General features: G+C 71.0%; 23 protein-coding genes. 14 read left to right on the plus strand and 9 right to left on the minus strand.

Features of this window, described 5'->3' with window-relative positions; all coding sequences use genetic code 11:
- Positions 1 to 47 precede the first annotated feature (47 nt).
- The 5 genes from ACFHWT_RS18950 (at position 48) to ACFHWT_RS18970 (ending at position 6,452) form a co-directional block, all read left to right on the plus strand.
- Positions 48 to 1,394, plus strand: coding sequence for an ABC transporter substrate-binding protein (locus ACFHWT_RS18950; protein ID WP_416595987.1), 1,347 nt, complete (start codon positions 48 to 50; stop codon positions 1,392 to 1,394).
- 89 nt (positions 1,395 to 1,483) lie between these two features.
- Positions 1,484 to 2,545, plus strand: coding sequence for a carbohydrate ABC transporter permease (locus ACFHWT_RS18955; RefSeq protein ID WP_416595988.1), 1,062 nt, complete (start codon positions 1,484 to 1,486; stop codon positions 2,543 to 2,545).
- 5 nt (positions 2,546 to 2,550) lie between these two features.
- A complete protein-coding gene (locus tag ACFHWT_RS18960; protein ID WP_123600331.1) occupies positions 2,551 to 3,519 on the plus strand; it encodes a carbohydrate ABC transporter permease in 969 nt (322 codons plus the stop codon).
- A 47-nt stretch (positions 3,520 to 3,566) separates the two neighbouring features.
- Positions 3,567 to 4,616 carry a LacI family DNA-binding transcriptional regulator gene (locus ACFHWT_RS18965; RefSeq protein WP_416595989.1) on the plus strand — a complete coding sequence of 350 codons (1,050 nt, stop codon included), beginning with the start codon at positions 3,567 to 3,569 and terminating at the stop codon, positions 4,614 to 4,616.
- A 132-nt stretch (positions 4,617 to 4,748) separates the two neighbouring features.
- Positions 4,749 to 6,452, plus strand: a complete 1,704-nt coding sequence (locus ACFHWT_RS18970; protein WP_416596011.1) for a glycoside hydrolase family 13 protein — start codon at positions 4,749 to 4,751, stop codon at positions 6,450 to 6,452.
- Here ACFHWT_RS18970 and ACFHWT_RS18975 read toward each other — a convergent pair.
- Positions 6,421 to 7,824, minus strand: coding sequence for an MFS transporter (locus ACFHWT_RS18975; protein ID WP_416595990.1), 1,404 nt, complete (start codon positions 7,822 to 7,824; stop codon positions 6,421 to 6,423). The genes ACFHWT_RS18970 and ACFHWT_RS18975 overlap by 32 nt on opposite strands.
- 70 nt (positions 7,825 to 7,894) lie before the next feature.
- Between ACFHWT_RS18975 and ACFHWT_RS18980 the strand changes: the two genes are divergently transcribed.
- Positions 7,895 to 8,248, plus strand: coding sequence for a hypothetical protein (locus ACFHWT_RS18980; protein WP_416595991.1), 354 nt, complete (start codon positions 7,895 to 7,897; stop codon positions 8,246 to 8,248).
- 178 nt (positions 8,249 to 8,426) lie between these two features.
- On the plus strand, positions 8,427 to 9,725 hold the full coding sequence (locus tag ACFHWT_RS18985) for an MFS transporter (protein ID WP_416596012.1): 1,299 nt from the start codon (positions 8,427 to 8,429) through the stop codon (positions 9,723 to 9,725).
- A gap of 307 nt (positions 9,726 to 10,032) precedes the next feature.
- Here ACFHWT_RS18985 and ACFHWT_RS18990 read toward each other — a convergent pair whose 3' ends face one another.
- Positions 10,033 to 10,797: a DUF2306 domain-containing protein gene (locus ACFHWT_RS18990; protein WP_416595992.1), complete on the minus strand. Its 765-nt coding sequence runs from the start codon at positions 10,795 to 10,797 to the stop codon at positions 10,033 to 10,035.
- Between the two features lie 80 nt (positions 10,798 to 10,877).
- Here ACFHWT_RS18990 and ACFHWT_RS18995 point away from each other — a divergent pair, with 80 nt between their 5' ends.
- On the plus strand, positions 10,878 to 11,471 hold the full coding sequence (locus ACFHWT_RS18995; RefSeq protein ID WP_416595993.1) for a TetR/AcrR family transcriptional regulator: 594 nt from the start codon (positions 10,878 to 10,880) through the stop codon (positions 11,469 to 11,471).
- 161 nt (positions 11,472 to 11,632) lie between these two features.
- Here ACFHWT_RS18995 and ACFHWT_RS19000 read toward each other — a convergent pair whose 3' ends face one another.
- Both ACFHWT_RS19000 and ACFHWT_RS19005 read right to left on the minus strand, forming a co-directional pair.
- Positions 11,633 to 11,818, minus strand: coding sequence for a DUF397 domain-containing protein (locus ACFHWT_RS19000; RefSeq protein WP_416595994.1), 186 nt, complete (start codon positions 11,816 to 11,818; stop codon positions 11,633 to 11,635).
- Complete coding sequence (locus tag ACFHWT_RS19005; protein WP_416595995.1) at positions 11,809 to 12,594, minus strand: helix-turn-helix domain-containing protein; 786 nt, start codon at positions 12,592 to 12,594, stop codon at positions 11,809 to 11,811. Before ACFHWT_RS19005 ends, ACFHWT_RS19000 begins: the two co-directional genes overlap by 10 nt.
- A gap of 189 nt (positions 12,595 to 12,783) precedes the next feature.
- On the opposite strand from ACFHWT_RS19005, the gene ACFHWT_RS19010 reads away from it, so the two are divergent.
- Both ACFHWT_RS19010 and ACFHWT_RS19015 read left to right on the plus strand, forming a co-directional pair.
- On the plus strand, positions 12,784 to 13,170 hold the full coding sequence (locus ACFHWT_RS19010; RefSeq protein ID WP_416595996.1) for a hypothetical protein: 387 nt from the start codon (positions 12,784 to 12,786) through the stop codon (positions 13,168 to 13,170).
- Entirely contained in the window at positions 13,163 to 13,438 is a 276-nt protein-coding gene (locus ACFHWT_RS19015; protein WP_416595997.1) for a hypothetical protein, read from the plus strand. The genes ACFHWT_RS19010 and ACFHWT_RS19015 overlap by 8 nt, the downstream gene beginning before the upstream one ends.
- Before the next feature lie 481 nt (positions 13,439 to 13,919).
- Here ACFHWT_RS19015 and xylB read toward each other — a convergent pair whose 3' ends face one another.
- Both xylB and xylA read right to left on the minus strand, forming a co-directional pair.
- Positions 13,920 to 15,338 (minus strand): xylulokinase, encoded by a 1,419-nt coding sequence (gene xylB / locus ACFHWT_RS19020; RefSeq protein WP_416595998.1) that lies wholly within the window; start codon positions 15,336 to 15,338, stop codon positions 13,920 to 13,922.
- Between the two features lie 53 nt (positions 15,339 to 15,391).
- On the minus strand, positions 15,392 to 16,579 hold the full coding sequence (xylA, locus tag ACFHWT_RS19025; protein ID WP_278167556.1) for a xylose isomerase: 1,188 nt from the start codon (positions 16,577 to 16,579) through the stop codon (positions 15,392 to 15,394).
- Positions 16,580 to 16,653: 74 nt separating this feature from the next.
- On the opposite strand from xylA, the gene ACFHWT_RS19030 reads away from it, so the two are divergent.
- Complete coding sequence (locus tag ACFHWT_RS19030; RefSeq protein ID WP_416595999.1) at positions 16,654 to 17,868, plus strand: ROK family protein; 1,215 nt, start codon at positions 16,654 to 16,656, stop codon at positions 17,866 to 17,868.
- A gap of 57 nt (positions 17,869 to 17,925) precedes the next feature.
- Here ACFHWT_RS19030 and ACFHWT_RS19035 read toward each other — a convergent pair whose 3' ends face one another.
- From ACFHWT_RS19035 to ACFHWT_RS19045, 3 genes are all read right to left on the minus strand, one after another.
- Complete coding sequence (locus ACFHWT_RS19035) at positions 17,926 to 19,410, minus strand: sugar transferase (protein ID WP_416596000.1); 1,485 nt, start codon at positions 19,408 to 19,410, stop codon at positions 17,926 to 17,928.
- 242 nt (positions 19,411 to 19,652) lie between these two features.
- Complete coding sequence (locus tag ACFHWT_RS19040) at positions 19,653 to 21,398, minus strand: substrate-binding domain-containing protein (protein ID WP_416596001.1); 1,746 nt, start codon at positions 21,396 to 21,398, stop codon at positions 19,653 to 19,655.
- A 214-nt stretch (positions 21,399 to 21,612) separates the two neighbouring features.
- Positions 21,613 to 22,683, minus strand: coding sequence for a lactonase family protein (locus ACFHWT_RS19045; RefSeq protein WP_416596013.1), 1,071 nt, complete (start codon positions 22,681 to 22,683; stop codon positions 21,613 to 21,615).
- Positions 22,684 to 22,881: 198 nt separating this feature from the next.
- On the opposite strand from ACFHWT_RS19045, the gene ACFHWT_RS19050 reads away from it, so the two are divergent.
- From ACFHWT_RS19050 to ACFHWT_RS19060, 3 genes are read left to right on the plus strand one after another with little or no spacing between them, the layout of a single operon-like run.
- On the plus strand, positions 22,882 to 23,550 hold the full coding sequence (locus ACFHWT_RS19050; protein ID WP_416596002.1) for a GntR family transcriptional regulator: 669 nt from the start codon (positions 22,882 to 22,884) through the stop codon (positions 23,548 to 23,550).
- Positions 23,551 to 23,554: 4 nt separating this feature from the next.
- The gene (locus tag ACFHWT_RS19055; protein ID WP_416596003.1) at positions 23,555 to 24,289 is read left to right on the plus strand and encodes a (Fe-S)-binding protein; all 735 of its coding nucleotides are present in this window, start codon (positions 23,555 to 23,557) and stop codon (positions 24,287 to 24,289) included.
- A complete protein-coding gene (locus ACFHWT_RS19060; RefSeq protein ID WP_416596004.1) occupies positions 24,286 to 25,662 on the plus strand; it encodes a lactate utilization protein B in 1,377 nt (458 codons plus the stop codon). Before ACFHWT_RS19055 ends, ACFHWT_RS19060 begins: the two co-directional genes overlap by 4 nt.

Here is a 25,662-nt window from a genome sequence, read left to right on the forward strand (position 1 = left end):
AGACCGCAGGGACGCGGGGCCCGCCGGCTAGGAAGGGAGAACGCTCCATGGCGGTCTTCACCAGACCACGCCAGGCCTTCGCGCTCGCCAGCGTGCTCGGGCTGGCCCTCGCCTCGACGGCGTGTGTTTCCGACAGCGGCACCAGCGCGGACCCGGATTCCGAGGAATGCGCCCCATACAGTGACTACCAGGGCAACGACGGCACCGAGGTGACGATCTACGCCTCGATCCGTGACGCCGAGGCGGACCTGCTCGAGCAGTCCTGGAGCGAGTTCGTCGACTGCACCGGCATCGACATCCGCTACGAAGGCAGCGGCGAGTTCGAGGCCCAGCTGCAGGTGCGGGTGGACGGCGGCAACCCGCCGGACATCGCCTTCATCCCGCAGCCCGGCCTGCTCGGGCGGTTCGCCGAGGCCGGCCAGCTGCAGGCCGCCTCGGACGAGACCAAGGCGATGGCCGAGGCCAACTACAGCGAGGACTGGCTGGCGTACGGGACGGTCGACGGCACCTTCTACGGCGCCCCGCTCGGCTCCAACGTCAAGTCCTTCGTCTGGTACTCGCCGAGCATGTTCGCCGACAACGGCTGGACCGTGCCGGAGACCTGGGACGAGCTGATCGCACTCAGCGACGAGGTCGCCGCCACCGGCACCAAGCCGTGGTGCGTCGGGGTCGAGTCCGGTGACGCCACCGGCTGGCCGGCCACCGACTGGATCGAGGACATCATGCTCCGGACCCAGACGCCGGAGGTCTACGACCAGTGGACCACCCACGACATCCCGTTCAACGACCCGCGGGTCGCCGAGGCCGTCGACCAGGCCGGCTCGATCCTCAAGAACGAGGAGTACGTCAACGGCGGCTTCGGTGGCGTCTCGAGCATCACCGCGACCGCGTTCCAGGAAGCGGGCGTGCCGATCCTCGACGGTGACTGCGCGCTGCACCGGCAGGCCAGCTTCTACGCCAACCAGTGGCCAGAGGGCACCGAGGTGGCCGAGGACGGCGACGTCTTCGCGTTCTACTTCCCGACCAACGACCCGAGCGCCGGCCAGCCGGTCCTCGGCGGTGGCGAGTTCACCGTGGCCTTCGCCGACCGGCCCGAGGTCCAGGCGGTGCAGACCTACCTGGCCTCGCCGGAGTACGCCAACAGCCGGGCCTCGCTCGGCAACTGGGTGTCGGCCAACACCGGGCTGGACATCGCCAACGTGGAGAACCCGATCGACCGGCTCTCCGTGGAGATCCTGCAGGACGAGAACACCACGTTCCGCTTCGACGGGTCGGACCTGATGCCGGCCGCGGTCGGCGCGGGCACCTTCTGGCGCGGCATGGTGGACTGGCTCAGCGGCCAGAGCACCGAAGAGACCCTCGACTACATCGAAGGCTCCTGGCCGACCAGCTGACACCACGCGGCCGGCCCACCCACGATCACACCGGGGGTGGGCCGGCCGCACCATAGCTGGCTCCGGTCGACGATCCGTTGGGAGGGCGGATGTACTTCGACTTCGCTGAGCAGTACCCGAAGCTGTTGATGCTGCTGTACGGCCTGATCGCGTTCGTGGTGATCGTCGGCGGCATGCTGCTGTTGCTCGACGCGGTGCCGAGCTGGTTTGCCCGCCGACGGGAGCAGCGACTGATCGCGGCCAGCGCCGGCGGTGGTGCAGCGGTGCCGGTCGGCCGCCCTCGGCGCGGCGGCGAAGGCCTGTTCGGCCTGTTCTTTCTGCTGCCGGCCCTGCTGCTGCTCGGCATCGGGCTGGTCATTCCGGCGCTGCGCACCACCGTCCTGTCGTTCATGGACGGACGCTCCGAGAACTGGGTTGGCCTGGAGAACTACCGGTGGATGTTCTCCCAGGACGAGATCATCCAGGTGCTGACAAACACCCTGATCTGGGTGATCCTGGTGCCGACGGTGGCGACCGCGATCGGCCTGCTCTACGCGATCATGGTGGACAAGGCCCGGTTCGAGGCGCTGGCCAAGTCGCTGGTCTTCATGCCGATGGCGATCTCCTTCGTCGGCGCCAGCATCATCTGGCGGTTCGTCTACGCGTACCGGGGCGGCGAACAGGAGCAGTACGGCCTGCTCAACTACCTGGTCACCCTGTTCGGTTGGGAACCGCAGCGCTGGCTGCAGCTCAACGCCCCGCTGAACACGCTGCTGCTGATCGTGGTGATGATCTGGATCCAGGCCGGGTTCGCGATGGTGGTGCTCTCCGCCGCGATCAAGGCGATCCCGGCCGACATCATCGAAGCCGCCCGCCTCGACGGGGTGAACGCCTGGCAGATGTTCTGGCGGGTCACCATGCCGAGCATCCGCCCGGCGCTGATCGTCGTGGTGGTGACCATCTCGATCGCCACCCTGAAGGTCTTCGACATCGTCCGGACGATGACCAACGGCAACTACGACACCGGTGTGATCGCCAACGAGATGTACAACCAGGCGTTCCGCTACGGCCAGAACGGCTACGGCTCGGCCCTGGCGGTGTTCCTGTTCGTGCTGGTCATCCCGATCGTCATCTACCAGATCCGTAACCTGCGCAAGCAGCGGGAGGTGTGACACCCGTGACCACCACCACGCCCCCCGTGGCCGCTCCGGCCAGCAGCGGGGAGGAACGGCCCCGTACCCGGGTCGGCCGGGTCCGCAAACGGCTCAACACTCCGACGGCGACGATCGTCGCGATCGTCATCGCGGTGATCTGGACCATTCCGACGTTCGGTCTGTTCGTCTCCTCGTTCCGACCGGCCGAGGAGATCCGGACCACCGGTTGGTGGACCTTCTTCACCAACCCGCAGGTCACCCTGCAGAACTACCAGGACGTGCTGTTCGGCCGGTCCTCGTCGTCCGGGCAGTTGTCCAGCTACTTCGTCAACTCACTGGTGATCACCATCCCGTCGGTGCTGTTCCCGCTGGCCTTCGCGGCACTGGCCGCGTACGCGCTCGCCTGGATCAACTTCCGCGGCCGGGACCTGATCTACATCTGCATCTTCGCGCTGCAGATCGTGCCGCTGCAGATGGCGCTGGTGCCGTTGCTGCGGTTCTTCTCGCAGGGCACCACCATCGGCGGCGTCACCATCACCCCACCATGGGGGCTGGACAGCTACGAACGCTACGTCCAGGTCTGGTTCGCGCACACCTGCTTCGCGCTGCCGCTGGGGGTGTTCCTGCTGCACAACTTCGTGTCGCAGCTGCCCAAGGACCTGATGGAGGCGGCCCGGGTCGACGGGGCCAGCCACCCGAAGATCTTCCGGACCATCGTGCTGCCGCTGATCGCACCGGCGCTGGCCGCGTTCGGGATCTTCCAGTTCCTCTGGGTCTGGAACGACCTGCTCGTCGCGTTGATCTTCGCGGGCGGCGAGAGTCGGGTGGCACCACTGACGGTACGGCTGGCCGAACTCGCCGGCACCCGAGGTGACCAGTGGCAACGCCTGACGTCCGGTGCCTTCGTCTCGATCATCGTGCCGTTGATCGTCTTCCTCTCCCTGCAGCGGTACTTCGTCCGAGGGCTGCTGGCCGGCAGCGTCAAGGGCTGACCGCGAAGGCGACGCCGGCCGCGACCACGCGGGCGAGGTGATGATCCATGACCAGAATCGACGACGTCGCCCGGCTGGCCGGGGTCTCCACGGCGACCGTCTCGCGGGCCCTGCGGGGCCTGCCGACGGTCACCGAGGCGACCCGGCTGCGGGTCCTCGACGCCGCCGCACAACTCGGATACATCGCCTCGCCCAGCGCGTCGCGGCTGGCCGGCGGCAAGACCCGGGCCGTCGCGGTCGTGGTGCCCCGGATCACCCGCTGGTTCTTCAGCACCGTCGTCGAAGCCGCCGAGGACACGCTGCAGGAAGCCGGCTACGACCTGCTGCTGTACAACCTCGGCGGGCGGGAGAACGCCCGACAGCGGATGCTGCACACCGCCAGCCTGCGCCACCGGGTGGACGCGCTGATGCTGGTCGCCACCCCGCTGCACCGGTCCGACTTCGCCGCCATCTCGGCGTTGGGCATGCCGGGGGTCACGGTCAGCTCCGGCACCGGCGTACCCGGCTGGCCCAGCATCCGGATCGACGACGTGGCCGCGGCCCGGACCGCCACCGGTCACCTGATCGGGCTCGGGCACCGACGGATCGCCCACATCTCCGGCAACTCCGGCGAAGAACTGGCCTTCACCGCCCACCTGGACCGCCGCCGCGGCTACCAGGAGGCGCTGGCCACGGCCGGCCTCACCCCGGACCCGGCGCTGGACGTGGAGAGCGACTTCACCATCGCCGGCGGCGGCTCGGCCACCACCGAACTGCTGCGCCGCGGCCCGGTGCCGACCGCGATCTTCGCCGCCTGCGACGAGATGGCGCTCGGCGCCATCGCCGTACTGCGGCAGGCCGGGCTGCGGGTGCCGGCCGACGTCAGCGTGATCGGCATCGACGACCACGACGTGGCCCGGGTAGTCGGGCTGACCACCGTCGCCCAACCCGCCGCCGAGCAGGGCCGGCTGGCCGCCGGTACGCTGCTCGGCCCGCTGGCCGCCGATACGCCGCCCAGCCCGCTGGCCGGCACCGCCGCCGCGCCGACCGACACGGTGACCCTGCCCACCCGGCTGGTGGTCCGCGAGTCGACCGCGCCACCCCGGGAAACCGGGTGACCGCCACCCCGGGAAACCGGGTGACCGCATCGGCGGACCTGGTAGACCCACGTACGAGGCACCGGTGACCCCGCTGCCAGGGCGTTGCTGGCAGCGGGGAAGCCCGCCAACCGAACTGAGCTGAGGAGCACACTGGTGAACACGCCATCGACCCGTACCCGTGACGGTGCCGGGACCCGTACCCGTGACGGTGCCGGCACCGAATGGTGGCGGGAGGCGGTCATCTACCAGATCTACCCCCGGTCGTTCGCCGACTCCGACGGCGACGGCATCGGTGACCTGCCCGGCGTCGTCGCCCGGCTGGACGACCTCGTCGCCCTCGGCGTCGACGCGATCTGGCTGTCGCCGTTCTACCCGTCGCCGCAGGCCGACGCCGGCTACGACGTCGCCGACTACCGCGACGTCGACCCGATCTTCGGCCGGCTGGCCGACGCCGACCGGCTGATCACCGAGGCACACGACCGAGGGCTGCGGGTGATCGTCGACCTGGTACCGAACCACACGTCGTCGGCGCACCCCTGGTTTGTCGAGGCGCTCGGCGCCGAGCCGGGCAGCTCGGCCCGGGACCGGTACATCTTCCGCGACGGCCGCGGCCCAGATGGGGACCAGCCGCCGAACAGCTGGCGGTCCGTCTTCGGCGGCCCGGCCTGGACCAGGACCGACAACCCGGACGGTACGCCGGGCCAGTGGTACCTGCACCTGTTCGACGCCGGCCAGCCCGACCTCAACTGGGACTCCACGCAGGTCCGCGACGAGTTCGTGGCCATCCTGCGGTTCTGGCTGGACCGGGGCGTCAACGGCTTCCGGGTCGACGTGGCGCACGGCCTGGTCAAACAGGCCGACCTGGCCGACTGGCACTACCCGGAGGAGACCACCTCCGGCGACCACGTCGACCAGCCCCGGCCGCCGATGTGGGACCAGGACGGCGTACACCAGATCTACCGGCAGTGGCGGTCGGTGCTGGACGAGCACCCCGGCCAGCAGATCCTGGTCGCCGAGGCGTGGGTGCAGCCCGCGGAGCGGCTCGCCGCGTACGTCCGACCGGACGAGATGCACCAGGCGTTCAACTTCGAGTACCTGGAAGCGGCGTGGACCTCCGACGCGCAGCGTACGGTGATCGAACGCTCGTTGGCCGCCACCGAGGCCGTCGGCGCGCCCACCACCTGGGTGTTGTCCAACCATGACGTGCTGCGCCACGCGACCCGGCTGGCGCTGCCGATCGGCGCCGCCCGGCCGCGCGGCATCGGCGCGAACGACCCGCAACCGGACACCGCGCTCGGGCTGCGCCGGGCCCGCGCCGCCACCCTGCTGATGCTGGCGCTGCCCGGCTCGGCCTACCTCTACCAGGGTGAGGAGCTGGGTCTGCCGGAGCACACCACGCTGCCGGACGAGGTCCGGCAGGACCCGACCTGGCGGCGCACCGACCACACCGAACGAGGCCGGGACGGCTGCCGGGTGCCGATCCCGTGGGAGGCGGACAGCCCGTCGTACGGGTTCGGGCCGACCGACGCCAGCTGGCTGCCGCAGCCACCGGTGTGGGCCGAGTACGCCCTCGACCGGCAGCGCGACGTGCCGGGGTCGACCTACGAGCTGTACCGGACGGCGCTGCGGCTGCGCCGCGAACTGGGACTCGGTGCCGGCCGGCTGCGCTGGCTGGAGTCGCCGGAGGATGTGCTCGCCTGCTGCGTCGACGAGGTGACCGTGGTGACGAACTTCGGCGCCGAGCCGGTGTCGCTGCCGCCGGGCACCGAACCGCTGATCGCCAGCGGTCCGCTGACCGGCAGCGGGCGGGTGCCGACCGACGTCACCGTCTGGGCCCGGCAGCGCGTTCGCTGAGCAGGGTGTGCACGTCGGCGATGTCGCCCGGCGCCGACCGGGACGCCAGCCAGTACATGATCCCGGTCGGGATGAAGAACAGCTGGAACACGGCGAGGCCGACGGCGTAGTTCAACGGCGGTGGGACGACACCGCCGACGGCCCGCAGGGCGACCGGCAGCAGCGCGTTGCCGGTCGCCCGCCCGACCCCGTTGACCAGGTTGCCGAGGCTGTAGACGGTGCCCCGGTGCTCCGGCGGGTTCACGTCGGCGATCAACGCGAACCAGTTCGGCGAGTTCGCCGACGTCAACGCCAGGGCGAGCAGCGCGGTGAGGAAGCTCAGCCCGATCGTCGGCTCGGTGAACACGCCGCCCAGCACGGCGGCGGTGACCGCGCCGGCACCCGCGCCGTCCGGCACGTCGATGCGCATCGGCACGAAGAACAACACCAGGTAGAACGGCACCGCCGCGAGGATGCCGACCGCCGCGACCAGGGCCCGGCCCCGAGGGGTACGCCGTTGCAGCCGGTCGCCGACCAGCCCGCCGACGATCGACAGCGCCCCGCCGAGCTGGAACAGGGTGGCGAAGACGCTGCCGACGATGATCGCCGTACCGGCGGTGTAGCCCTGTTCCTCGGCGCGGGCCCGGAACAGCGCCGGCAGCCACACCAGCGAGCCGAACGCCACCTGCGCGGTGAGCCCCTGCGCCACCAGCCAGACGTTGGTCCGCCGCCGGGCGATCGTCGGCAGGTCGGCCCGGCTGATCCGGTGCTCGTACTCGCCGCCGGCGGCGAACCGGTCGGCCAACTCCGGCTGGCTCTGCCCGCGCCGCACGTCGTAGGTGAACAGGTACGCGACCGTCGCGGCCAGCCCGGCGGCGGCCAGCACCAGGAACGGCCGCCGCCAGTCGGCATGCCCGAGCAGCCCGCCGAGCAGGGTCCCGGCCAGCGTGCCGACGCCCTGCGACAGCCCCCAGAAGCTCATCACCAGGCCCCGCCGGCCGGGGGTGATCAGGTCGCTGACCACGGAGAAGCCGACCGAGGCGACCGCGCCGAGGCCGACGGCGGCGACCAGCTGCGCGGCGAAGAACACCGGGTAGCTGCCCGCGAGGGCGGTACCGGCCGCGCCGAGGCCCCAGATCACCGTACCGGCCATCAGCAGCGGTTTACGGTTGCCGTGGTCGCCGACGTACGCCCAGCCGACCGCGGCGATCGCGGCGACCAGGAAGGTCGCGGCGGTGACCGCGCCGATCGCCCCCTCCGGTACGGCGTACGTGTCGGCGATGCTGCCGTACAGCGGCGGGACCAGACCGATCGCCACGTTGTCCAGCGAGGCGAGCACGATGAACACGACGACGCTGTAGATGCGGTGCGCCCGCCCACCGGTCAGCGTCATGCCGACGAGTATGGATCAGCGCACCGTCGATCGGTGCGCGGGCCACCGTCAGCCGAGGAGAATGCCCAGCATGCCAGCGGGCTACCGCCCGTACGGAGACCGCAAACCGTACGTCGTGCCGGACACCCTCACCGGGTTGACCGGCCCGACCGAGGGCGTGGTCACCCTCCCCCACCATCTGGACTGGTCCGGTCACGCCGAGTATGACCTGGACCGGCCCGCGCGCCTGGTCAGCATGTACAAGGTGGTGCTCACCGAGGCCGGCTCGGTCGACGACCTGAACACCTGGCTCAACGCCGACCTGATCCGGCGACTCTGGCCCGCCCTCTGGCTGCCGACCCGACTGCGGCGACTCTGGGAGGGCACCTTCCACGAACTCCGCCGCCACGACGAGCCGCTCGAAGGGCAGCACCGCACGGCGTGATCCGCGAGGCACGCCCGGTGTGACGGGCGTCGACCTGGTACGTCCGGCGACGCGGCTCGGGTCCGGTTTCCGCTGGGCGTGAACTTGCTAGCGAGGTGACCGACGGTATTGGAAGGCTTTCGGGATGGGAGTCCAGGGAGCCCTGCCGTCACTCGTTCGGTCGTCGCCCTACTGGCCGGTGGTCAGGCACCGGGTTCTGCGGCGGCTGCTTTCAGGGTTCGGTTTGTCGTATGTGGGCGAGGGCATGAGCCTGCTCGCGGTCAGTTGGCTCGCGATCCAGTTGGCGCCTGAGCGCAGCGCCGGGGTCTGGGTGGCAGTGGCGGTCGCCGCATACACGCTGCCGGGTGCGCTCGGCAGCGTGTTGTTCGGCCGGCTGCTGAACGGTCGCAGTGGTGCCCAACTGGCAGCCTGGGACGCTGTCCTGCGGGCGGTGGTACTGGCGATGATCCCGGTGGTGTACCTCGCTGGAGCACTCGACATCGCGCTGTACACCGTGCTGTTGGGGCTTTCCTCGCTGTTGCGGTCCTGGGGGTCGGCGGGCCGGTTCACCCTCATCGCCGAACTGCTGCCGCAGGAACACCGGCTGGCGGGCAATGCGCTCATCGGCCTGTTCGCCGAGGCGTCGATGCTGGTCGGTCCGGCATTGGCGGCGATCCTCATCGGTGTCGGCGGTCCCGTCCTCGTCATCGCCGTCACCGCTGCGACCTTCGCTGTCCTCGCGATCACCTACCTGCTCGCCGTGCCGAGGACGGCCCGGGCCCCGATCGAACAGCGGCAGGCGTCCAGCCTGGCCGGCTTCACCGCGATCTGGCGCGACCGCACCCTGTTGGGCCTGTCCGTCCTGACCTTCGGCTTCTTCTTCCTCTACGGGCCGGTGCAGGTGGCGCTCCCGATCCACGCCGTACAGACACTCGGCGGCTCGGCCGGAGCCCTCGCCGCGTTCTGGACGGTGTTCGCGGTCGGAGCGATCGTCGGCGGCTTCGCCGCCGGCTACCTCCGCCGCTGGCCACTGTGGCCGACCACGATCGCCATCGTGCTCGGCTGGGGGGCGGCGCTGCTGCCACTCGGCCTCGGCGCACCCACCGGCCTCGCCCTTGCCGCGTTCGCGGTTGGCGGACTGATCTGGGCGCCGTTTCCCGCCACCACGATGGCCCTGCTGCAACAGTCGACCGACGGCACCATGAGAGCACCCGTGCTCGCCGCGTACGCCGCCATCGTGACCTTGTCCGTGCCGCTCGGCACCGTGGCCGGAGGGCCGCTGATCACCGCAGTCGGTGCCCGACCCACCATCGTCGCTTCAGCCGTGCTGACTCTGGCCTTCGGCGCGGCGGCGGCAGGTATCGCGTTGTTCAGGGCGTACCGATCGAAGCGCGGCAGGCAGGAAGTCCACGACCAGCCAAGCGAGCCCGTACAAGGTGCTGACGGCTCGGTCCCGTTGGTCACAGTCACCAATGCGGCGCACCAGGATCAGCCCTGATCCACCGAGCCTGGACGTTGATACCGATCATCGTCGGCTGTTCCGCATCACCTCGACGATCTCAGACGCCGATGGACCAGCAGATCGGTTACTGATCTTCAGCCTCCGGACGATATCGGCATTCGTCGGACGCTCGGTGGTCTTGATCGTTGGCGTGCGGCGTAGGCCGACGGCGACTTGCCGACAGCCGCCGCCCGCCGCTTGATCGCCTCAGCGGAATCATCGGACACGGCTCGGGATATACAGTGTGGCGACGAAGGGTGGCTAGCGCATTACCAGCTCGCCGCAGGTCGCCTCAAACTGCACCTCATGATGCGCGGGATGCGCCCTGGTCCGGGGATCGGTCGACGAGGCGGAATGAGGGCAGCCCGCGTCGGCGGATCAGCCACTCGGCGACAATCACGTTGGGCAACCAGGACAGGAACGGCACGGCAGCGTAGGCGGTCTCGAACAGCAGGTCCGGGTCCGCGTCCGGTTCGGCGAACGGCAACTGGACGACGATGAGGACGCCAACCCAGGAGCGCAGGGTGACAGCGGCGAACGTCAACGCGTAGTTGCGGATCATCCAAGCTTGGTGCTGGCGCACGTCCCGCCGCCGCGCGGTGTCGAACCCGCGCCACGCCGTGAACGCCCAGAGCAGCGCCAGTGCTCCGAACCCGAAGAAGCCGACCATCCGAGCGTGGTTGAACGGCAGCATCACCAGCGCGCTCACCGCCGCGACGCCGACGGTGAGCAGGTACGCCACGCCGACCGAGCGGTGGGCCACCGGCCAGCGGCGGCGCAGCCGCTGGGAGAACTGCCACGGCCCGAGCAGCAGCGCGAGCGACCCGAGAGCGACGTGAACGTAGAAGGCCCACCGGACCGGCAACGGCGCGTCCACGTAGGTGCCGGCCAGCCCGGCACCGTCATCGGCGAGGGCACGCAGGTCAGCGCTGGCGTAGGTGTACAACGAGAACCCGCCGATCGCGAGCGAGGTCAACAGCACCGCCGTCCAGCCGGTACGGGACCGCCGCACCGGTCTACCCCTGTTCGTCCGCACCGGTGGTGACGCCACCACTGCCGTGTCGCTCATGACCGCCCCCTGGCGAGTATGTAAGTGCCATTCACAATGTAAGTGACGTCAACATACGGCCTGATGTTAATGTCGTCAACATGGCAGCTGGGGTCACTCGCCGGACATACCACCACGGAGCGCTACGCGATGCGCTGCTCGCCGGTGCCCGGGAGTTGCTGGCCGAGCGCGGAGCGGAGGGCTTCAGCCTCAACGAGTTGGCCCGGCGGGTCGGCGTCAGCTCCGCGGCACCGTACCGGCACTTCGCCGACCGCGAGGCGCTGCTGTCCGCGCTGCGCGACGAGGGGTACGACGCGTTCGGTGCCGCTCAGCGCGCCGCCGCGGCGCAGGCGAGTGACCCCGCCGACCGGATCATCCGCCTGGTCGCCGCGTACCTGAGCTTCGCCGAGGAGAACAGCGCGATCTTCGGCATGATGTTCCGGTACTGGTCGTGGGCCGAGGTGCGGCCCGACACCTTCGCCCCTCTGGTGGGGGCGGTGGCCGAGGCGCAGGAGGCGGGTTTCCTGCCCGCCGGTCAGTCCGCCACCGCTCTGGCCCGCACCATCTGGTGCACCGTTCATGGCCTGACGACCCTGCGTCTCACCGGTGGCCTGACGAAACTCGGCCTGGACGCCCCGACGGACCAGCTGATCCGCGACACGTTCGCGGCGATCCTGCGCGACCCGACCGGCTGAGATTGACGTCGTCGAGGTGACGCTGACGCACGTTATTTCGCCGATTTAGCGTGCGTCAGCGTCACCTCGACGAACGCGGAGGAGCCCCGGGACCGTGGCGACTGGGGCGGGGTCCCGGGGCTCTGTGTACTCCGGCTACGGAAAGCGGTTCCGGTGCGGGCTCAGGCGTACGTCTTGGCCAGCTCGACGAAGCTCGACCACGACGACGGGGCGAAGGCCAACGTTGCGCCGTCACGGTTCTTGGTGTCCCGGACGTAGACGCGGCCCGGCAGGTTGTCGGCCACCTCGACACAGTTGCCGCTGTCGGACCTGGTGCTCTTGCGCCAACGCGCCTCGGTCAGCTCCATGTCTCGATCGCCTCCATGATCATCTCGTGGGACAGTCGTGCGGGCAAAGCGTACCCCCGGATCGTCTCCCAGTCCTCTTCCAACGCCTCGGTGGCATCCGTGGCCTCGATCAACCGTCCTTCCAGGTGGCCTTCGAGGAAGCCGACCGTCCGGCCGTCCACGGTCGCGAGCACCATCGGCCCGAGCACCCCGGGATAGCCTCCGGTGGTGAACGGCACGATGTGCACCTGCACGTTCTGCCGCTGGTTGGCGTCGGCGATCGCCTTCAACTGGTCGCGCATCACCTCCGACCCGCCCACGGATCTGCGCAACACCATTTCGTCGAGCACCACTACCAGCCGGCAGGCGTTGGTGGCCCGGGTGACGATCTCCTGCCGGTCCAGTCGGGCAGCCAGGGCCGGTTCAAGCTCCTCCGGCTTGGTGTTGAGCGCCTGCAACAGAGCACGCGCGTACGACTCCGTCTGGAGCAGGCCGGGCATCATCATCGGCTGGAAGATCCGGAGTAGCCTCGCCTTCCCTTCGTACTCGACGAACGGGCGGTACCACACCGGGGTCCACTCGCCACGGATGAACTCGCGATAGAACTTCATGAACGCGGTGCCGTGCGCCCGGTCCACCGCCCCGAGGTAGTCCGGCAGCGCCGGCCGCTCGCCGCGCTCCACCGCCCCGACGTGCGACGCGGAGAAGTGAATGCGCTCGCCCCAGGCCTCCTGAGTGAGACCCAGCAACTCCCGCACCCGCCGGAGGTCCTCTATCAGATACTCGCTCGCAGACATAGACGTTCACATCCCCCAATTCAACACGGCGTACCACTCTCCGGTGCCGGACACTTGCTGGAGCCACCCGTCGGAGCGCCATGGCCACCTAGTCACCCTCGGTCGCCATTCATCTTCCGCCGAGTGGGGCTGGCAGTCCAGGGTGGAAATTGACGGATACCTCGATCGTCTCCACCCGAAGGGGGAACAGTGCGCAGGAACGACGGCATCGGCGGAACTCCCCGCCTCGCCCGGTACATCTCGTTCAGATCTGCGGACGGTTCGGCAGCATCCATTCCCGACCCGCCGGACCGACTCACCCGGTCGCCCGAGCTGTCCCGGGCGGTCCACGACGCGAACTCGACCGCCCGTACCCACATCCCGAACCGGACCACCGGCGAGTGCCACCGGTGCGGCGGCGTGCCCGGTCCCTGCCGGCCGTTCCTGCGGGCAATCGCCATCCTGGACCGGTGGGACCCCAGTAGCGCCCGGCGGATCCGCGCCGTACTGCATCTCTCCGGGCTGATGCCCGCCGGATACCCGCACGACGACCGGGACGAGTCCGCCGAGTCGTACGGAGCGTCGGACGATGCCTGACGATGAAGCTCTGGTGTGCCCCGGTGATCTGGTGGCGCTGCGGCAGTGCGACCACTTGGATGGCAAGCGCCCGGTCCGGCTCCGAGTCCAGGAGGTCTGGCCCTCCCCCGAGTGGCGCTCGTGGGTGCTGCTCTACGGCCGGGAGATCAACGACGAGGAACCTGACCGCGACGGCAAGGCGGTCGAGGTCCAGGCGTTCAAGGACGTGCTCGGCCGGCCGGGCGTTGTGATCAAGACGGACCGGAGGCTTCCGCCCGGTCCCTGCTGAACGCCCGTCGGTCGGCCCGCCGAAATCTCCCCGAGCGGGCCGACCGACGGGTCACCGGCATGCTGCCGACGTCGGCAGCACAGCCCCACGCCGCCTGGCTGAGCGCCGCTGCTTCACGTAACCGCCGGAGTTCCTTTACCAGAAACCTGCTGCCGCTCATAGACCTTCGCGCCCCTCAAAGCAACACCGGGCGCCACGCGCCGGCCACCGGCACTCCCGACCCCACCCGCGGCTCTTCCATGTCACTACCGGATCACCCCGAGTGGTCATCTGTCTTCCGTCGACCGGGGTGGCAGTCCAGGATGGAAATCGACGGACAGCGTCCACGCTGAACACCCCGGGGCGCAGCACTTCCCACCGGTCGTTGAGACCCTGAAGGGGGGCCGGCAACCCCCGACCGGGGACATCGGACGGGAGATCCGGGAAGCTGCGCCCCGGGGGTCCACACCACCGATGCCCGAGGGAGGGTTTCGCCGCGAAATCAGCCGGCGGTGACCCGGTTCAGGACGTGGTCGCGGGCGTCGGCGTACCGGGCGCGGATGGCAGGCACCGCGTCGGCGGCGTACTCCTCGGTGTCGGCCGGGGTCCAGTCCGGCGCGTCCGGGGTGCCCAGCGCCAGCCAGGCGGCCTGCCGGGCGGCACCGTCGGCGACGTACTCCCCCGGTGGCGGCACCAGCACCGGGCAGCCGAACACCTCGGGCGCGATTCGGCGTACCGCCGCAGAGCGCGCCCCGCCGCCGACCAGAATGACCCGGTTGACGGCCGCGCCCTGGGCGATGAGGGCGTCCAGGCCATCGGCGAGCGCGCAGAGCATGCCCTCGACGGCGGCCCGCGCCAAATGCGCGGGGGTGCTGGTGGCCAGGGTGAGCCCGTGCAGCGAGCCGCTGGCCGTCGGCCGGTCCGGGGTGCGTTCCCCTTCGAGGTACGGCACCAGCACCAGCCCGTCGGCGCCGGCCGGCGCGCTGAGCGCCAACTCGGCGAGCCGCTCGTGGTCGACACCGAGCAGCTTCGCGGCGGCGTCGAGCACCCGGGCGGCATTGAGGGTGGCGACCAGCGGCAGGAAGCGGCCGGTGGTGTCGGCGAAGCCGGCGACCGCCCCACTCGGGTCGGCGGCCGGGGTGTCGGCGACGCTGAACACGGTGCCGGAGGTGCCGATCGAGACGATGACGTCGCCGGGGCGGGCGCCGACGCCGAGGGCGGCGGCGGCGTTGTCGCCGGCGCCGGGGCCGAGCGGCGCGCCGGAGCGCAGCGCGCCGGCCGGGTCGGTGGGGCCGAGCACCGTCGGCACCAGCGGCGTCCGGCCGAAGGCGTGTTCGAGCAGGTCGGGGCGGTACTGGCCGGTCGCGGCCGACCAGTAGCCGGTGCCGCTGGCGTCGCTGCGGTCGGTGCGCAGCGCGGCCAGGTCGCCGGTGCCGGCCAGCCGCCAGGTCAGCCAGTCGTGCGGCAGGCAGACCGCAGCCGTACGGTCGGCCGATGCCGGCTCGGTGCGGGCCAGCCAGCGCAGTTTGGTGATGGTGAAGCTGGCCACCGGCACCAGGCCGACCGCGTCGGCCCAGGCCTGCCGGCCGGCGGTGCCGCCGCCGAACTCGTCGATCAGTTCGGCGGCGGCACCGGCCGAGCGGGTGTCGTTCCACAGCAGGGCCGGCCGGACCACCTGGCCGGTCTCGTCCAGGCAGACCATGCCGTGCTGTTGGCCGGCGACGGCGGCGGCGGAGACGTCGTCCAGCCCGCCGGCGGAGTCGACGGCCTGCTGCAGCGCCGCCCACCAGGCGTCCGGGTGCACCTCGGTGCCGTCCGGATGCGCCGCCCGGCCCTCACGGACCAGCTTGCCGGTGTCCGCGTCGCGGATCACCACCTTGCACGACTGGGTCGACGAGTCGACGCCGGCGACGAGGGTCACGGCTGGTCCTCCATGAGGGGGGTCGGGCGGGTTTCGCGTTGGACGGTACGGGATCAGCGGGCGCCGAGCAGGTGCTCGACCGCGAGCTGGTTGAGGCGTACGAAGTGGAAGCCCTGCTCGGCGACGGCCTCCGGGTCGAAGTCCTCGAAGCTGGCCCGGTCGGCGAGCAGGTCGGTGTAGGTCTCGCCGGGGTTGAGGGTGGGCACGGCGAGGTCCGGGACCTTGCTGGCCGCGAGGGCCTCCTGCACCTCGGGGTCGGCCCGGAACGCGGCGGCCCGTTCCTTGAGCAGCAGGTACGTGCGCATGTTGGCGGCGGCGGACGCCCAGACACCGGTGTAGTCCTCGGTGCGCGACGGCTTGTAGTCGAAGTGCCGGGGGCCGTCGTAGGCGGGGGTGCCGTCGGGGCCGCCGTTTTCCAGCAGGTCGACCAGGGAGAACGCGTTGAGCAGGTCGCCGTGGCCGAAGACCAGGTCCTGGTCGTACTTGACGCCGCGCTGGCCGTTGAGGTCGATGTGGAACAGTTTGCCGTGCCACAGGGCCTGGGCGATGCCGTGGGTGAAGTTGAGCCCGGCCATCTGCTCGTGGCCGACCTCGGGGTTGAGGCCGACCAGCTCCGGGTGGGCCAGGCTGGAGATGAACGCGAGCGCATGCCCGACGGTGGGCAGCAGGATGTCGCCGCGCGGCTCGTTGGGCTTGGGCTCGATGGCGAACCGCAGGTCGTAGCCGCGGTCGAGGACGTACTGGCCGAGCAGGTCGACGGCCTCCCGGTAGCGGTCGAGCGCGGCCCGGATGTCCTTGGCGTGGTCGTACTCGGAGCCTTCCCGGCCGCCCCACATGACGAAGGTCTTCGCGCCCAGCTCGGCGGCGAGGTCGATGTTGCGCAGCACCTTGCGCAGCGCGAACCGCCGGATGGAGCGGTCGTTGCTGGTGAAGCCGCCGTCTTTGAAGATCGGGTGGCCGAAGAGGTTGGTGGTGACCATCGGCACCACCAGGCCGGTCTCGTCGAGGGCCTTGCGGAACCGGGCGATGTGCTGGTCGCGGCTGGCCGAGTCGGAGCCGAACGGGATCAGGTCGTCGTCGTGGAAGGTGATGCCGTAGGCGCCGAGGTTGGCGAGCTGGTGCACCGCCTCGACGGCGTCGAGCGGGCCTCGGCTGGCGTCGCCGAACTGGTCGCGGGCCTGCCATCCAACGGTCCAGAGCCCGAAGGAGAATTTGTCGGCCGGCGTGGGCTGGACTGTCATGGTGACCTCCGCGTAACACGACAGATTTGTTTAGTGATTGAATTATTTTCCTGTGGTGTGGCATTGTCAAGGCCATGCGCACGCCAGAATCCCCGCTCCGCCAGGCTGGTCTGCGCGAGCACCATCTCGGGCTGGTGGCCCGCCAGGTCGCCGCCGCCGGTCGTCCGCCGTCCCGCGCCGAGATCGCCGCAGCCACCGGGCTGACCCGGGCCACCGTCTCGGCGCTCGTCGACGAGCTGATCGGCGGCAACCTGCTCACCGAGGTCGCGCCGGTGCCCCGGACCGGCGCCGGCCGGCCGGCGACCGGGCTGGCGCTCGCCGCCGACGGCCCGGCCGGTCTCGGTCTGGAGATCAACGTCGACTACCTGGCCGCCTGCCTGGTGGACCTGTCCGGAACGGTACGCCACCGGGCGGTGCTGCCGGCGGATCAACGGCCGCACCCGCCGGAGCAGGTGCTGACCCGGCTCGCCACGCTGGCCGGCGAGGTGCTGGCCGCACCACAGGCGCGCGGGCTGCCGCTGGCCGGGGCCGCGCTGGCCGTACCCGGGCTGGTGACCCGGGACGGACTCGTCCGGCTCGCGCCGAACCTGGGCTGGCAGGACGTGGACGTTCCGGCCGTGCTGGCCGCCGCCGGCGGCCCGCTCGCCAGCGTACCGCTGACCGTGGACAACGAGGCCAACCTCGCCGCCCTCGGCGAGCTGCACGCCCGCCACGGCGAGCCGGCCGACTTCGTCTACGTCTCCGGCGAGATCGGCATCGGTGCCGGGATCGTGCTGGACGGCCGCCTGTTCCGGGGCACCCGGGGATGGAGCGGCGAGCTCGGCCACCTCGCGGTCCGCCCGGACGGGCCGAGCTGCCGCTGCGGGGCACGCGGCTGTCTGGAGCAGTACGCAGGACAGGAGGCGATCCTGCGCTCGGCCGGCCTGGCCGGGCAGGGGCTGACCGCCACCGAGGCGCTGCGCCAGGTCGCCGAGCGGGCGGCCGGCTCCGAGCCACAGGTGCGCCGCGCGTTGACGGCGGCGGCCGCCGCGCTCGGTGTGGTGCTCGCCGGGGTGGTCAACCTGCTGGATGTGCAGACCATCGTGCTCGGTGGCATCTACGCACCGCTGGCCCCGTGGCTGTCGCCGGTCGTCGAGGCGGAGATCGGTCGACGGGTGCTGACCGTCGGCTGGTCGCCGGTGACCGTCCGGGCCTCGCTGCTCGGTGCCGAGGCGGCGGCGACCGGTGCGGCCGGCGCGGTGGTCCGGGCGGTACGCGACCACCCGGCCCCCTGGCTGGCCGCTGGCTGACGCCAACGGCCGTCAGAGCCCGCCCGTGGCCGAGGTGAGTAGGTACCGCGGCCCAGGTCAGTACGCGCCGCGGCCGTTGACGACCGCGCCGAAGGTCTTCCACAGGATGGTCAGATCGCTGGCCAGCGACCAGTTCTCCACGTAGTAGAGGTCGAGCCGGATGCCGTCCTCCCAGGACAGGTCGGACCGGCCGCTGACCTGCCACAGGCCGGTCATTCCAGGCTTGACCAGCAGCCGGCGGGCGACGTCTCCGTCATAGCGGGCCACCTCCGACGGCAGCGGCGGTCGCGGACCGACCAGGCTCATGTGGCCGAACAGTACGTTTGCCAGCTGTGGCAGCTCGTCGAGCGAGTACTTGCGCAGGAACCGGCCGACCCGGGTGATGCGCGGGTCGTCGCGCATCTTGAACATCAGCCCGTCGGTCTCGTTCTTGGCCGCCAGCTCGGCGAGCAGCTTGTCGGCGTCGACCACCATCGTGCGGAACTTGTAGACGTGGAACTCCCGCCCGCCCTGGCCGACTCGGACCTGCTTGAAGATGACCGGGCCTCGGCTGTCGATCTTGATTGCCAGGGCGAGCAGGGTCAGGATCGGCAGCAGCAGGGTCACCGCCAGCAGCGACACCGACCGGTCGACGAAGCCCTTGACCAGCTTGCGGGTGCCTCGGAACTCGGGTGCCTCGACGTGGATCAGCGGTAGCCCGGCGACCGGCCGGGTGTGGATCCGCGGCCCGGCCACGTCGGTCAGCGCCGGGGCCAGCACCAGGTCGATGCCGGTGCCCTCCAGTTGCCAGCCGAGCCGGCGCAGCCGGGTGGCGGTCAGCTCCCCGGACGCGGTGACCGCGACGGTGTCGGCACCGGTGGCGGCAGCGGCGTCCGGGATGTTGCGGAACGAACCGGCGACCGGCACGTCACCGAGCCGCTGCGGCACCGGGGCCAGCAGCGCGTCCGGGATGCAGGCACCGACCACCCGGTAGCCCGCGTACGGCTCTCGCCGCAGCGTGTGCACCAGCTCCAGCACGTGCGGGGTGTCCCCGACCACCAGTACCTTGCGGAACCACCCCGTCCCGGTGGCCCGCTGACGGTGCAGGTACTTGCGGGCGCCGAACCGGCCGGCGACCAGACCGACGGTGCCGACCGCGAAGGCCACCGCCAGGAAGCCTCGGCTGATCCCGACGTTGGCGACGTAGCCGATGATCGCCACGGTGCCGGCCAGCCGCAGGCTGGCAGTAATCACCCGCCGGTACTCGTCGGCACCGTAGCCGAGCACCCGGTCGTCGTAGCAGCGCAGCAACTTCAGCGAGGCCAGCCACGCGATCATCAGGCAGGGGGTCGTCAGGACGTACGGTAAATCCGCTCCGGTGGCTTCCTCGGCACCGAAACGCACCAGGTAGCCGGCCAGCACGGCGGCGCAGAGCACGCCGATGTCAAGGGCGGCGATCGCCCGAATGTAGGCACGCTGTCGCGCGTGCAGCACTGCGGTGGGCGCTCCCGGTGTGGAGTCCGGTTGCACCACCGCAGCGTTGACCAAAGTCGCCGACGTCACTAGCCCTCCCCAGCTTGCTCGAGTCGACGCAGACCCCGGGCACCTCGCTGGCCCGTCGTTGGTACCGGTGGTGCCACGGCACCCCGATATCTTGGCCCACCGTCCGGCACGGCCGAAGCTTGCGACAGATTACCGTCAGTCGGCCAGAGGGCTTCCACAATAGAGGTACAATATGGAGCCATTTCACAACCCTCAGTCACTCGGTGGCTCGACAAAACCCCTCGAACCGCCACATCACCGACTCAGCGCACGGTTGTCGGGCGGAGAGCGATCGCCTTGAGCAAGATGTCACCGATGTTGGCCGGATCCTCGGTTACGAACACCCCGCCGCCGGTGGTATTGGTGATCGACTCCAGTTCCTCCTGACTCACCCCGTCGCCGATGCCAACGTAGATCACCTGGATGGGCCGCTGTGGATCAGCCGCCTCGGCCAGCTCGGCCAACAGCTCATCCTGGGTCAACCCGCTGTCGTCCTCGTTCCTACCATCAGTGAAGATGACCACCGAGTTGACACGCCCGGCTGCCCATTCGTCCTGCACCGTCAGATAAGCGGCGAGCGTCGTGTCGTACAAACCGGTATTTCCGTTTCGCTTCGGCACGACCTCCGACAGCGACGCTTCCAGCTCCGCCCGACGGCTACTCAACGGGCTGATCGGTACGAGTTCCCGCCAGTCCTGCTCGCCGTCCAGCTGAGTGGAGAAGATCCACAGTCCGAGGGCCCACGAATCGTCGAACAGACTGAGCCCTCGGCGGGCCGCCTCCCGGGTGAGGTCGGCGCGGGTGACGTTGTCCGCGGTGGGCACCGGCTCCAGCATCGAACCGGAGACGTCGATCACCGCGAGCATCTGAGCGGGCAGGGTGACCGACGTCCAGGTCGCGAGGACCCGGTCGATCACCACTGGGTCCAGGCCGCCGGCCGCCGTACCGCCGGAGTCCGGGGTGACGGTAGCCGGTGCGGTGCCGGCCGGGCTGGGTGCCCCCTGGGGCGCGCTGAAGCCGGCACCCCAGGTGCCGTCCGGCGCCCGTAGCCCCTGGTCACCGAGCCGGTCCCGGAACCCGGCACCGGTCAGCACCGAGTAGAAAGCGGCCGCCGCCGCGGCCTTCGCCGGGTCGGCGCCGGGCAGCACCGCGTACGGGTAGTCGAGCGACATCGGCGCCGGTTCCAGGTACAGCGCCGCGAGCGCGATCGGCGGCTGCGCGGCGTTGTACTCGATCACGTCCTCCTCGGACAGGGCGGCGGCGCCGAGCGCGGAGGCGACCGACGCTGGGTCGGCCGAGCGGGGGAAGCGGGCGATGAGGTCCTCCCGCAGCGCGGACCGGCCGGTGGCCAGGGCGCGCAGCGCCGCCGTGGTCGTCTGCTGGGCGTTTGCTCCGGCCTCGCCGGCCGCCTCACCGAGGGCGAGCAGGCCGGACAGGCCGGCGGCGTCGCGGGTCGGCTCGACGATGCCGGTCCGCAGCTCGGTGCCGGTGGTGATCTGCTGCAGCAGATCCGTCCAGGTCAGCTGCTGGTCGGGCCAGCCCAGGTTGGTCGCCACCGGCTCGGGCATCGCGACCACCACCGGGCTGCGGGCCACCGACTCGTTGTTGGCCGGGGTGAACCCGGGGGCCAGTGAACTCAGCCGGAGCAGCCAGGTGGACGAATCGGGCACCCACACGTCCGGCGCAATCGCCGTACCGCTGGCCTGGCCGACCCCGGCCAGCGCGACACCGTGCTGCCCGGCCACCACAGCGGCCACGTCGACCGGGTCGGATGCGGTGACCTCGACCGCGACGCAGGTGTCCCCGACCGCGCCGCTGTCGGCCCGCCACCGGTCCGCCGCCGCCTGCACGGCGGGCGCGATCTCCGGCGCGGCGGAGACGACCAGCGGCAGCGCCCCGGTGCAGGACTCGGCGGTGAGACGTTGGTAGCCGAACCAGACCCCGGCGGTGACGACGACCAGCGCCATCGCCGCTGCGATGGCGCTGGCTCCGCGAACTCGACGTCGCATTCGATGGCGGCCTGGCACGGTCCCATACTCCGGATGCGCAGGCCAGCGTGCCAGGTACGTTCGGACGAAAGTTACGGAGGAGAAACACTTGAATGGAAATTGGTGACTTCAGGTAGCCGCGCCGCTTCCGTACGTTTCGAGAAGACCGGCAGGACCCTGTCTGCCTGGACAAACAGCCCGCGCCGGCATGGCACGGACATCAGCCGCACAGTCCTCAGAAACCCGGCAGCACGCAGGTCGGTGTCGGCACCGCGACCGGGTCACCGACCGGGGTCGGCACCCCGTCAGAGGAGTCGATCACGAACACGCCCACCGAGCCCGACCGCTCGTTGGCGACGTACAGATGATCGCCGAGGATTGCGAAGTGACGCGGCCAGTGGCCACCGGCAGACACCTCGGCGACGTACCTCGGCTGGTCGGGGACGGCCAGCGAGAAGACCGCGACGGTGTCCGGGCCGCGGTTGGCGACGTAGAGGAACCGGCCGCCCGGCCCGACCGCGATCTCGGCGGGCTGCGCACCGCCGGCCGCACCGCCGGACGATCTACTCGCCGGCACCCGGGCCCGCTCGGTCAGCCCGCCGGCCCCGTCGATCTCGTACGCCGTCACGCTGGCATCCAGCTCCCCCACCAGGTACGCCCACCGGCCGTCAGGGTGCCGGGCGAGATGCCGAGGGCCGCTGCCCGGCGTCGCCGCGACGGCCGGGTCCGGCTCGGTCAGCGTGCCGGTAGCCGGGTCGAGCAGGTAGCGGTGCACGGCGTCGGTACCCAGGTCGACGACGTAGAGCCCGGCACCGGCCGGGTCCGGGGAGACCATGTGGGCGTGCGGACCCTCCTGCCGGTCCGGTCGCGGCCCGCTCCCCGAATGCGTCTGCAGATCGGTACGCGGCAGTAGCGCCCCGTCGTCATCGACCGGATGCACCGCGACGCTGCCGCTGACGTAGTTCGCGCTGACCAGATGACCACCCGTCGCGGCGAACGCCAGGTGGCACGGGCTCGACCCGCCGGTGGACCGGCTGCCCAGCAGGCGCAGCCGGTCGCCGCGGACCGACCAGGCGCTGACGGCGCCCTCGTCCAACTCGTTGACCGCGTACAGCACCGGACGGTGCGGGTGCCGGGCGAGGAACGAGGGCGAGGCACACTCGGCGGCCAGCGTCGGCTCGCTGAGCTGGCCGGTCGCCGGGTCCCGTCGGGCGACCATCACCCCGGCTCCGTTCCCACCGCCCTCGGCCGTGTAGCAGCCGAGGTAGATCGTCTCCGCCGCCGGATTCGGCTCCGCTGCGCGCACCGGACTCCCTTCCGCCGTCCGCGCCGGCCGGTCCCGGCCGGAACCCGGGCCGTCGGCGTCGGACACTCGATTCAATCCGAGCGATCCTATAGGATCTTTGATCTACCCGCTGCCAGGTCGGGCAACCACCCGACCAGGCATCCCCAGACCAGGCAATCAGGGTCGACAGCCCGCAGGTCGAGCACCGAGGAGGACCCCGTGCGGCCAGCGCGTCGTCTCACCCTCACCGACGACGTGTACGAGACCGTCCGCGCCCAGGTGATGGACCACGTGGTCGTCCCGGGCGCCCGGATCAACATCGACGCCCTGGCCCGCGACCTGCAGGTCTCGCCCACCCCGGTGCGCGAGGCGCTCGCCCGGTTGGAAGCCGACGGGCTGGTCCGCAAGCGCCCGCTGGTCGGATACACCGCCACGCCACTGCTTACCCGCGACGAGTTCGACGAACTCGTCGAGATGCGGCTGATCCTGGAGACCGCCGCCGCTCGACGGGCCGCCGCCCGGTCGGCCACCACCGAGCCGGCCGTCCTCGATCTGCTCCGCGAGGCCGCCGACCTGCCCGGTCCGGTGCCCGGCGCGCAGGGCTACGCGAGCATCGCCGCCTTCACCGCCCAGGACGCCCGGTTCCACAACCTGCTCGCCGAACAGTCCGGCAACCGGATGCTGCACGACGCGGTCGTCCGCCTCCGACCGCACCTGCACTTGTTCCGGCTGCACTTCCCGCCGACCCACTACCGCACCAGCGGGGCCGAGCACCACCGGATCGTCGACGCGGTGGCGTCCGGCGACCCGAACCGGGCCGAGACGGCGGTACGCGAGCATCTGCTCGCCGCCCGGCAACGCCACCTCCCCTTCTTTCGGCAGGGCTGAGCCGATGCGCGTCGCACTCTTCGTCACCTGCGTCAACGACATGCTCTTTCCGGGCACCGGGCGGGCCGTCGTGCAGTTACTGGAGCGCCTCGGGCACACCGTCGACTTCCCGCTCGACCAGAGCTGCTGCGGGCAACTGCACGGCAACAGCGGATACCGGGCCGAGGCGTTACCCCTGGTACGCCGGTTCGTCGAGACGTTCCAGGACCACCCGGTGGTGGTCGCCCCGTCCGGTTCGTGCGTGGCGATGGTCCGCGACGCGTACCCGCGACTGGCCGCAGACGACCAGGCGCTCGCCGCCGCGGTCGACGAGCTGCGACCCCGGGTGTACGAGCTGTCCGAGCTGCTGGTCGACGTGCTCGGCGTCACCGAGGTCGGAGCCGCCTTCCCGCACCCGGTCACCTACCACCCGACCTGCCACGGGCTGCGGATGCTGCGGCTGGGCGACCGGCCGCTGCGGCTGCTGCGCGCGGTCCGCGGGATCGACCTGCGCGATCTGCCGGACGCCGAGGAGTGCTGCGGTTTCGGCGGCACCTTCGCGACGCGCAACGCCGCCGTCTCCAGCGCCATGCTGGCCGACAAGTGCCGGGCGGTACGCGGCACCGGCGCCCGCTACCTGGCGGCGGCCGACAACTCGTGCCTGGCCCACATCGGCGGCGGGCTGAGCCGGTCCCGCAGCCCGGTACGAGCAGTGCACTACGCGCAGATCCTGGCCGGCACGGCGGAGGAGTCGCATTGACCAGCACCAACGCCGGCAGCGCCAGCGGCGGCAGCACCGGCAACGTGACCGCCCGGCTGCCGTTCCCCACTGCGGCGGCCCGCGAGCTGGGCAACGCCCAGCTGCGGGCCAACCTGCACCGGGCCACCCGCACCATCCGCGGCAAGCGGGAACGGATGGTCGCCGAGCTGCCGGACTGGGAGGCGCTGCGGGTCGCCGGGGCGGCGGTCAAGGACGACGTGCTGGCCCGCCTGCCCGAACTGCTTGAGGAGTTCGAGGCGGCGGCCACCGCCGCCGGCGCCCAGGTGCACTGGGCGCGGGACGCGGCCGAGGCGGGCCGGGTGGTCACCGACCTGGTCCGGCGGACCGGCGTCGACCAGGTCGTCAAGATCAAATCGATGGCCACCCAGGAGATCGGGCTCAACGAGACCCTCGCGGCGGCCGGCATCGAAGCGATCGAGACCGACCTCGCCGAGCTCATCGTCCAGCTGGCCGACGACACGCCCTCGCACATCCTGGTCCCCGCGATCCACTACAACCGGACGCAGATCCGGGAGATCTTCGCCCGCCGGATGCCCGGTGTCGACCTGGCCAGCCTCACCGACGACCCGCCGGCGCTGGCCGAAGCGGCCCGCCGCCACCTACGGGAACGGTTCCTCTCCGCGCGGGTGGCGATCTCCGGGGCGAACTTCGCCGTGGCGCGCACCGGCACCCTGGTCGTGGTCGAGTCCGAGGGCAACGGACGGATGTGCCTGACCCTGCCGGAGACGATGATCTCGGTGGTCGGGGTGGAGAAGATCGTCCCGACCTTCCAGGACCTGGAGATCTTCCTGCAGTTGCTGCCGCGCTCGTCGACCGGGGAACGGATGAACCCGTACACCTCGATGTGGACCGGGGTGACCCCCGGCGACGGGCCGCAGCAGCTGCACATCGTGCTGCTCGACAACGGCCGGGCCGACACCCTCGCCGACCCGGTCGGCCGGCAGGCGCTGCGCTGTATCCGCTGCTCCGCCTGCCTGAACGTCTGCCCGGTCTACGAGCGGGTGGGTGGTCACGCGTACGGCTCGGTGTATCCGGGACCGATCGGGGCGATCCTCTCCCCGCAGCTCACCGGCCCCCGGGCCGGAGCGAACCGGACCCTGCCGTACGCCTCGACCCTCTGCGGTGCCTGCTTCGACGCCTGCCCGGTACGCATCGACATCCCGCAGGTGCTGGTGCACCTGCGCGAGCGTGGGGTCGACGAGGTCCGCCGGCGCCCGTCCGCCGAGCGCGCCGCGATGGGCGCGATGTCCTGGGTGATGCGCGACCGCCGACGGTACGCCGCCGCGCTGCGCGAGGCGTGCACCGTCAGGAAGGTGCGCACGGTCAGCTCGCCCCGCCGGTCGACCTCGTAG

This window comes from Micromonospora sp. LOL_021, assembly GCF_048060215.1.
Taxonomy (GTDB): Bacteria; Actinomycetota; Actinomycetes; order Mycobacteriales; family Micromonosporaceae; genus Micromonospora_E.

Coding starts and splice junctions, on each gene's coding strand:
- ACFHWT_RS18950 (WP_416595987.1), top strand. CDS start 48: ATGGCGGTCTTCACCAGACCACGCCAGGCCTTCGCGCTCGCCAGCGTG.
- ACFHWT_RS18955 (WP_416595988.1), top strand. CDS start 1,484: ATGTACTTCGACTTCGCTGAGCAGTACCCGAAGCTGTTGATGCTGCTG.
- ACFHWT_RS18965 (WP_416595989.1), top strand. CDS start 3,567: ATGACCAGAATCGACGACGTCGCCCGGCTGGCCGGGGTCTCCACGGCG.
- ACFHWT_RS18975 (WP_416595990.1), bottom strand. CDS start 7,824: ATGACGCTGACCGGTGGGCGGGCGCACCGCATCTACAGCGTCGTCGTG.
- ACFHWT_RS18980 (WP_416595991.1), top strand. CDS start 7,895: ATGCCAGCGGGCTACCGCCCGTACGGAGACCGCAAACCGTACGTCGTG.
- ACFHWT_RS18990 (WP_416595992.1), bottom strand. CDS start 10,797: ATGAGCGACACGGCAGTGGTGGCGTCACCACCGGTGCGGACGAACAGG.
- ACFHWT_RS18995 (WP_416595993.1), top strand. CDS start 10,878: ATGGCAGCTGGGGTCACTCGCCGGACATACCACCACGGAGCGCTACGC.
- ACFHWT_RS19000 (WP_416595994.1), bottom strand. CDS start 11,818: ATGGAGCTGACCGAGGCGCGTTGGCGCAAGAGCACCAGGTCCGACAGC.
- ACFHWT_RS19005 (WP_416595995.1), bottom strand. CDS start 12,594: ATGTCTGCGAGCGAGTATCTGATAGAGGACCTCCGGCGGGTGCGGGAG.
- ACFHWT_RS19015 (WP_416595997.1), top strand. CDS start 13,163: ATGCCTGACGATGAAGCTCTGGTGTGCCCCGGTGATCTGGTGGCGCTG.
- xylA (WP_278167556.1), bottom strand. CDS start 16,579: ATGACAGTCCAGCCCACGCCGGCCGACAAATTCTCCTTCGGGCTCTGG.
- ACFHWT_RS19030 (WP_416595999.1), top strand. CDS start 16,654: ATGCGCACGCCAGAATCCCCGCTCCGCCAGGCTGGTCTGCGCGAGCAC.
- ACFHWT_RS19040 (WP_416596001.1), bottom strand. CDS start 21,398: ATGCGACGTCGAGTTCGCGGAGCCAGCGCCATCGCAGCGGCGATGGCG.
- ACFHWT_RS19055 (WP_416596003.1), top strand. CDS start 23,555: ATGCGCGTCGCACTCTTCGTCACCTGCGTCAACGACATGCTCTTTCCG.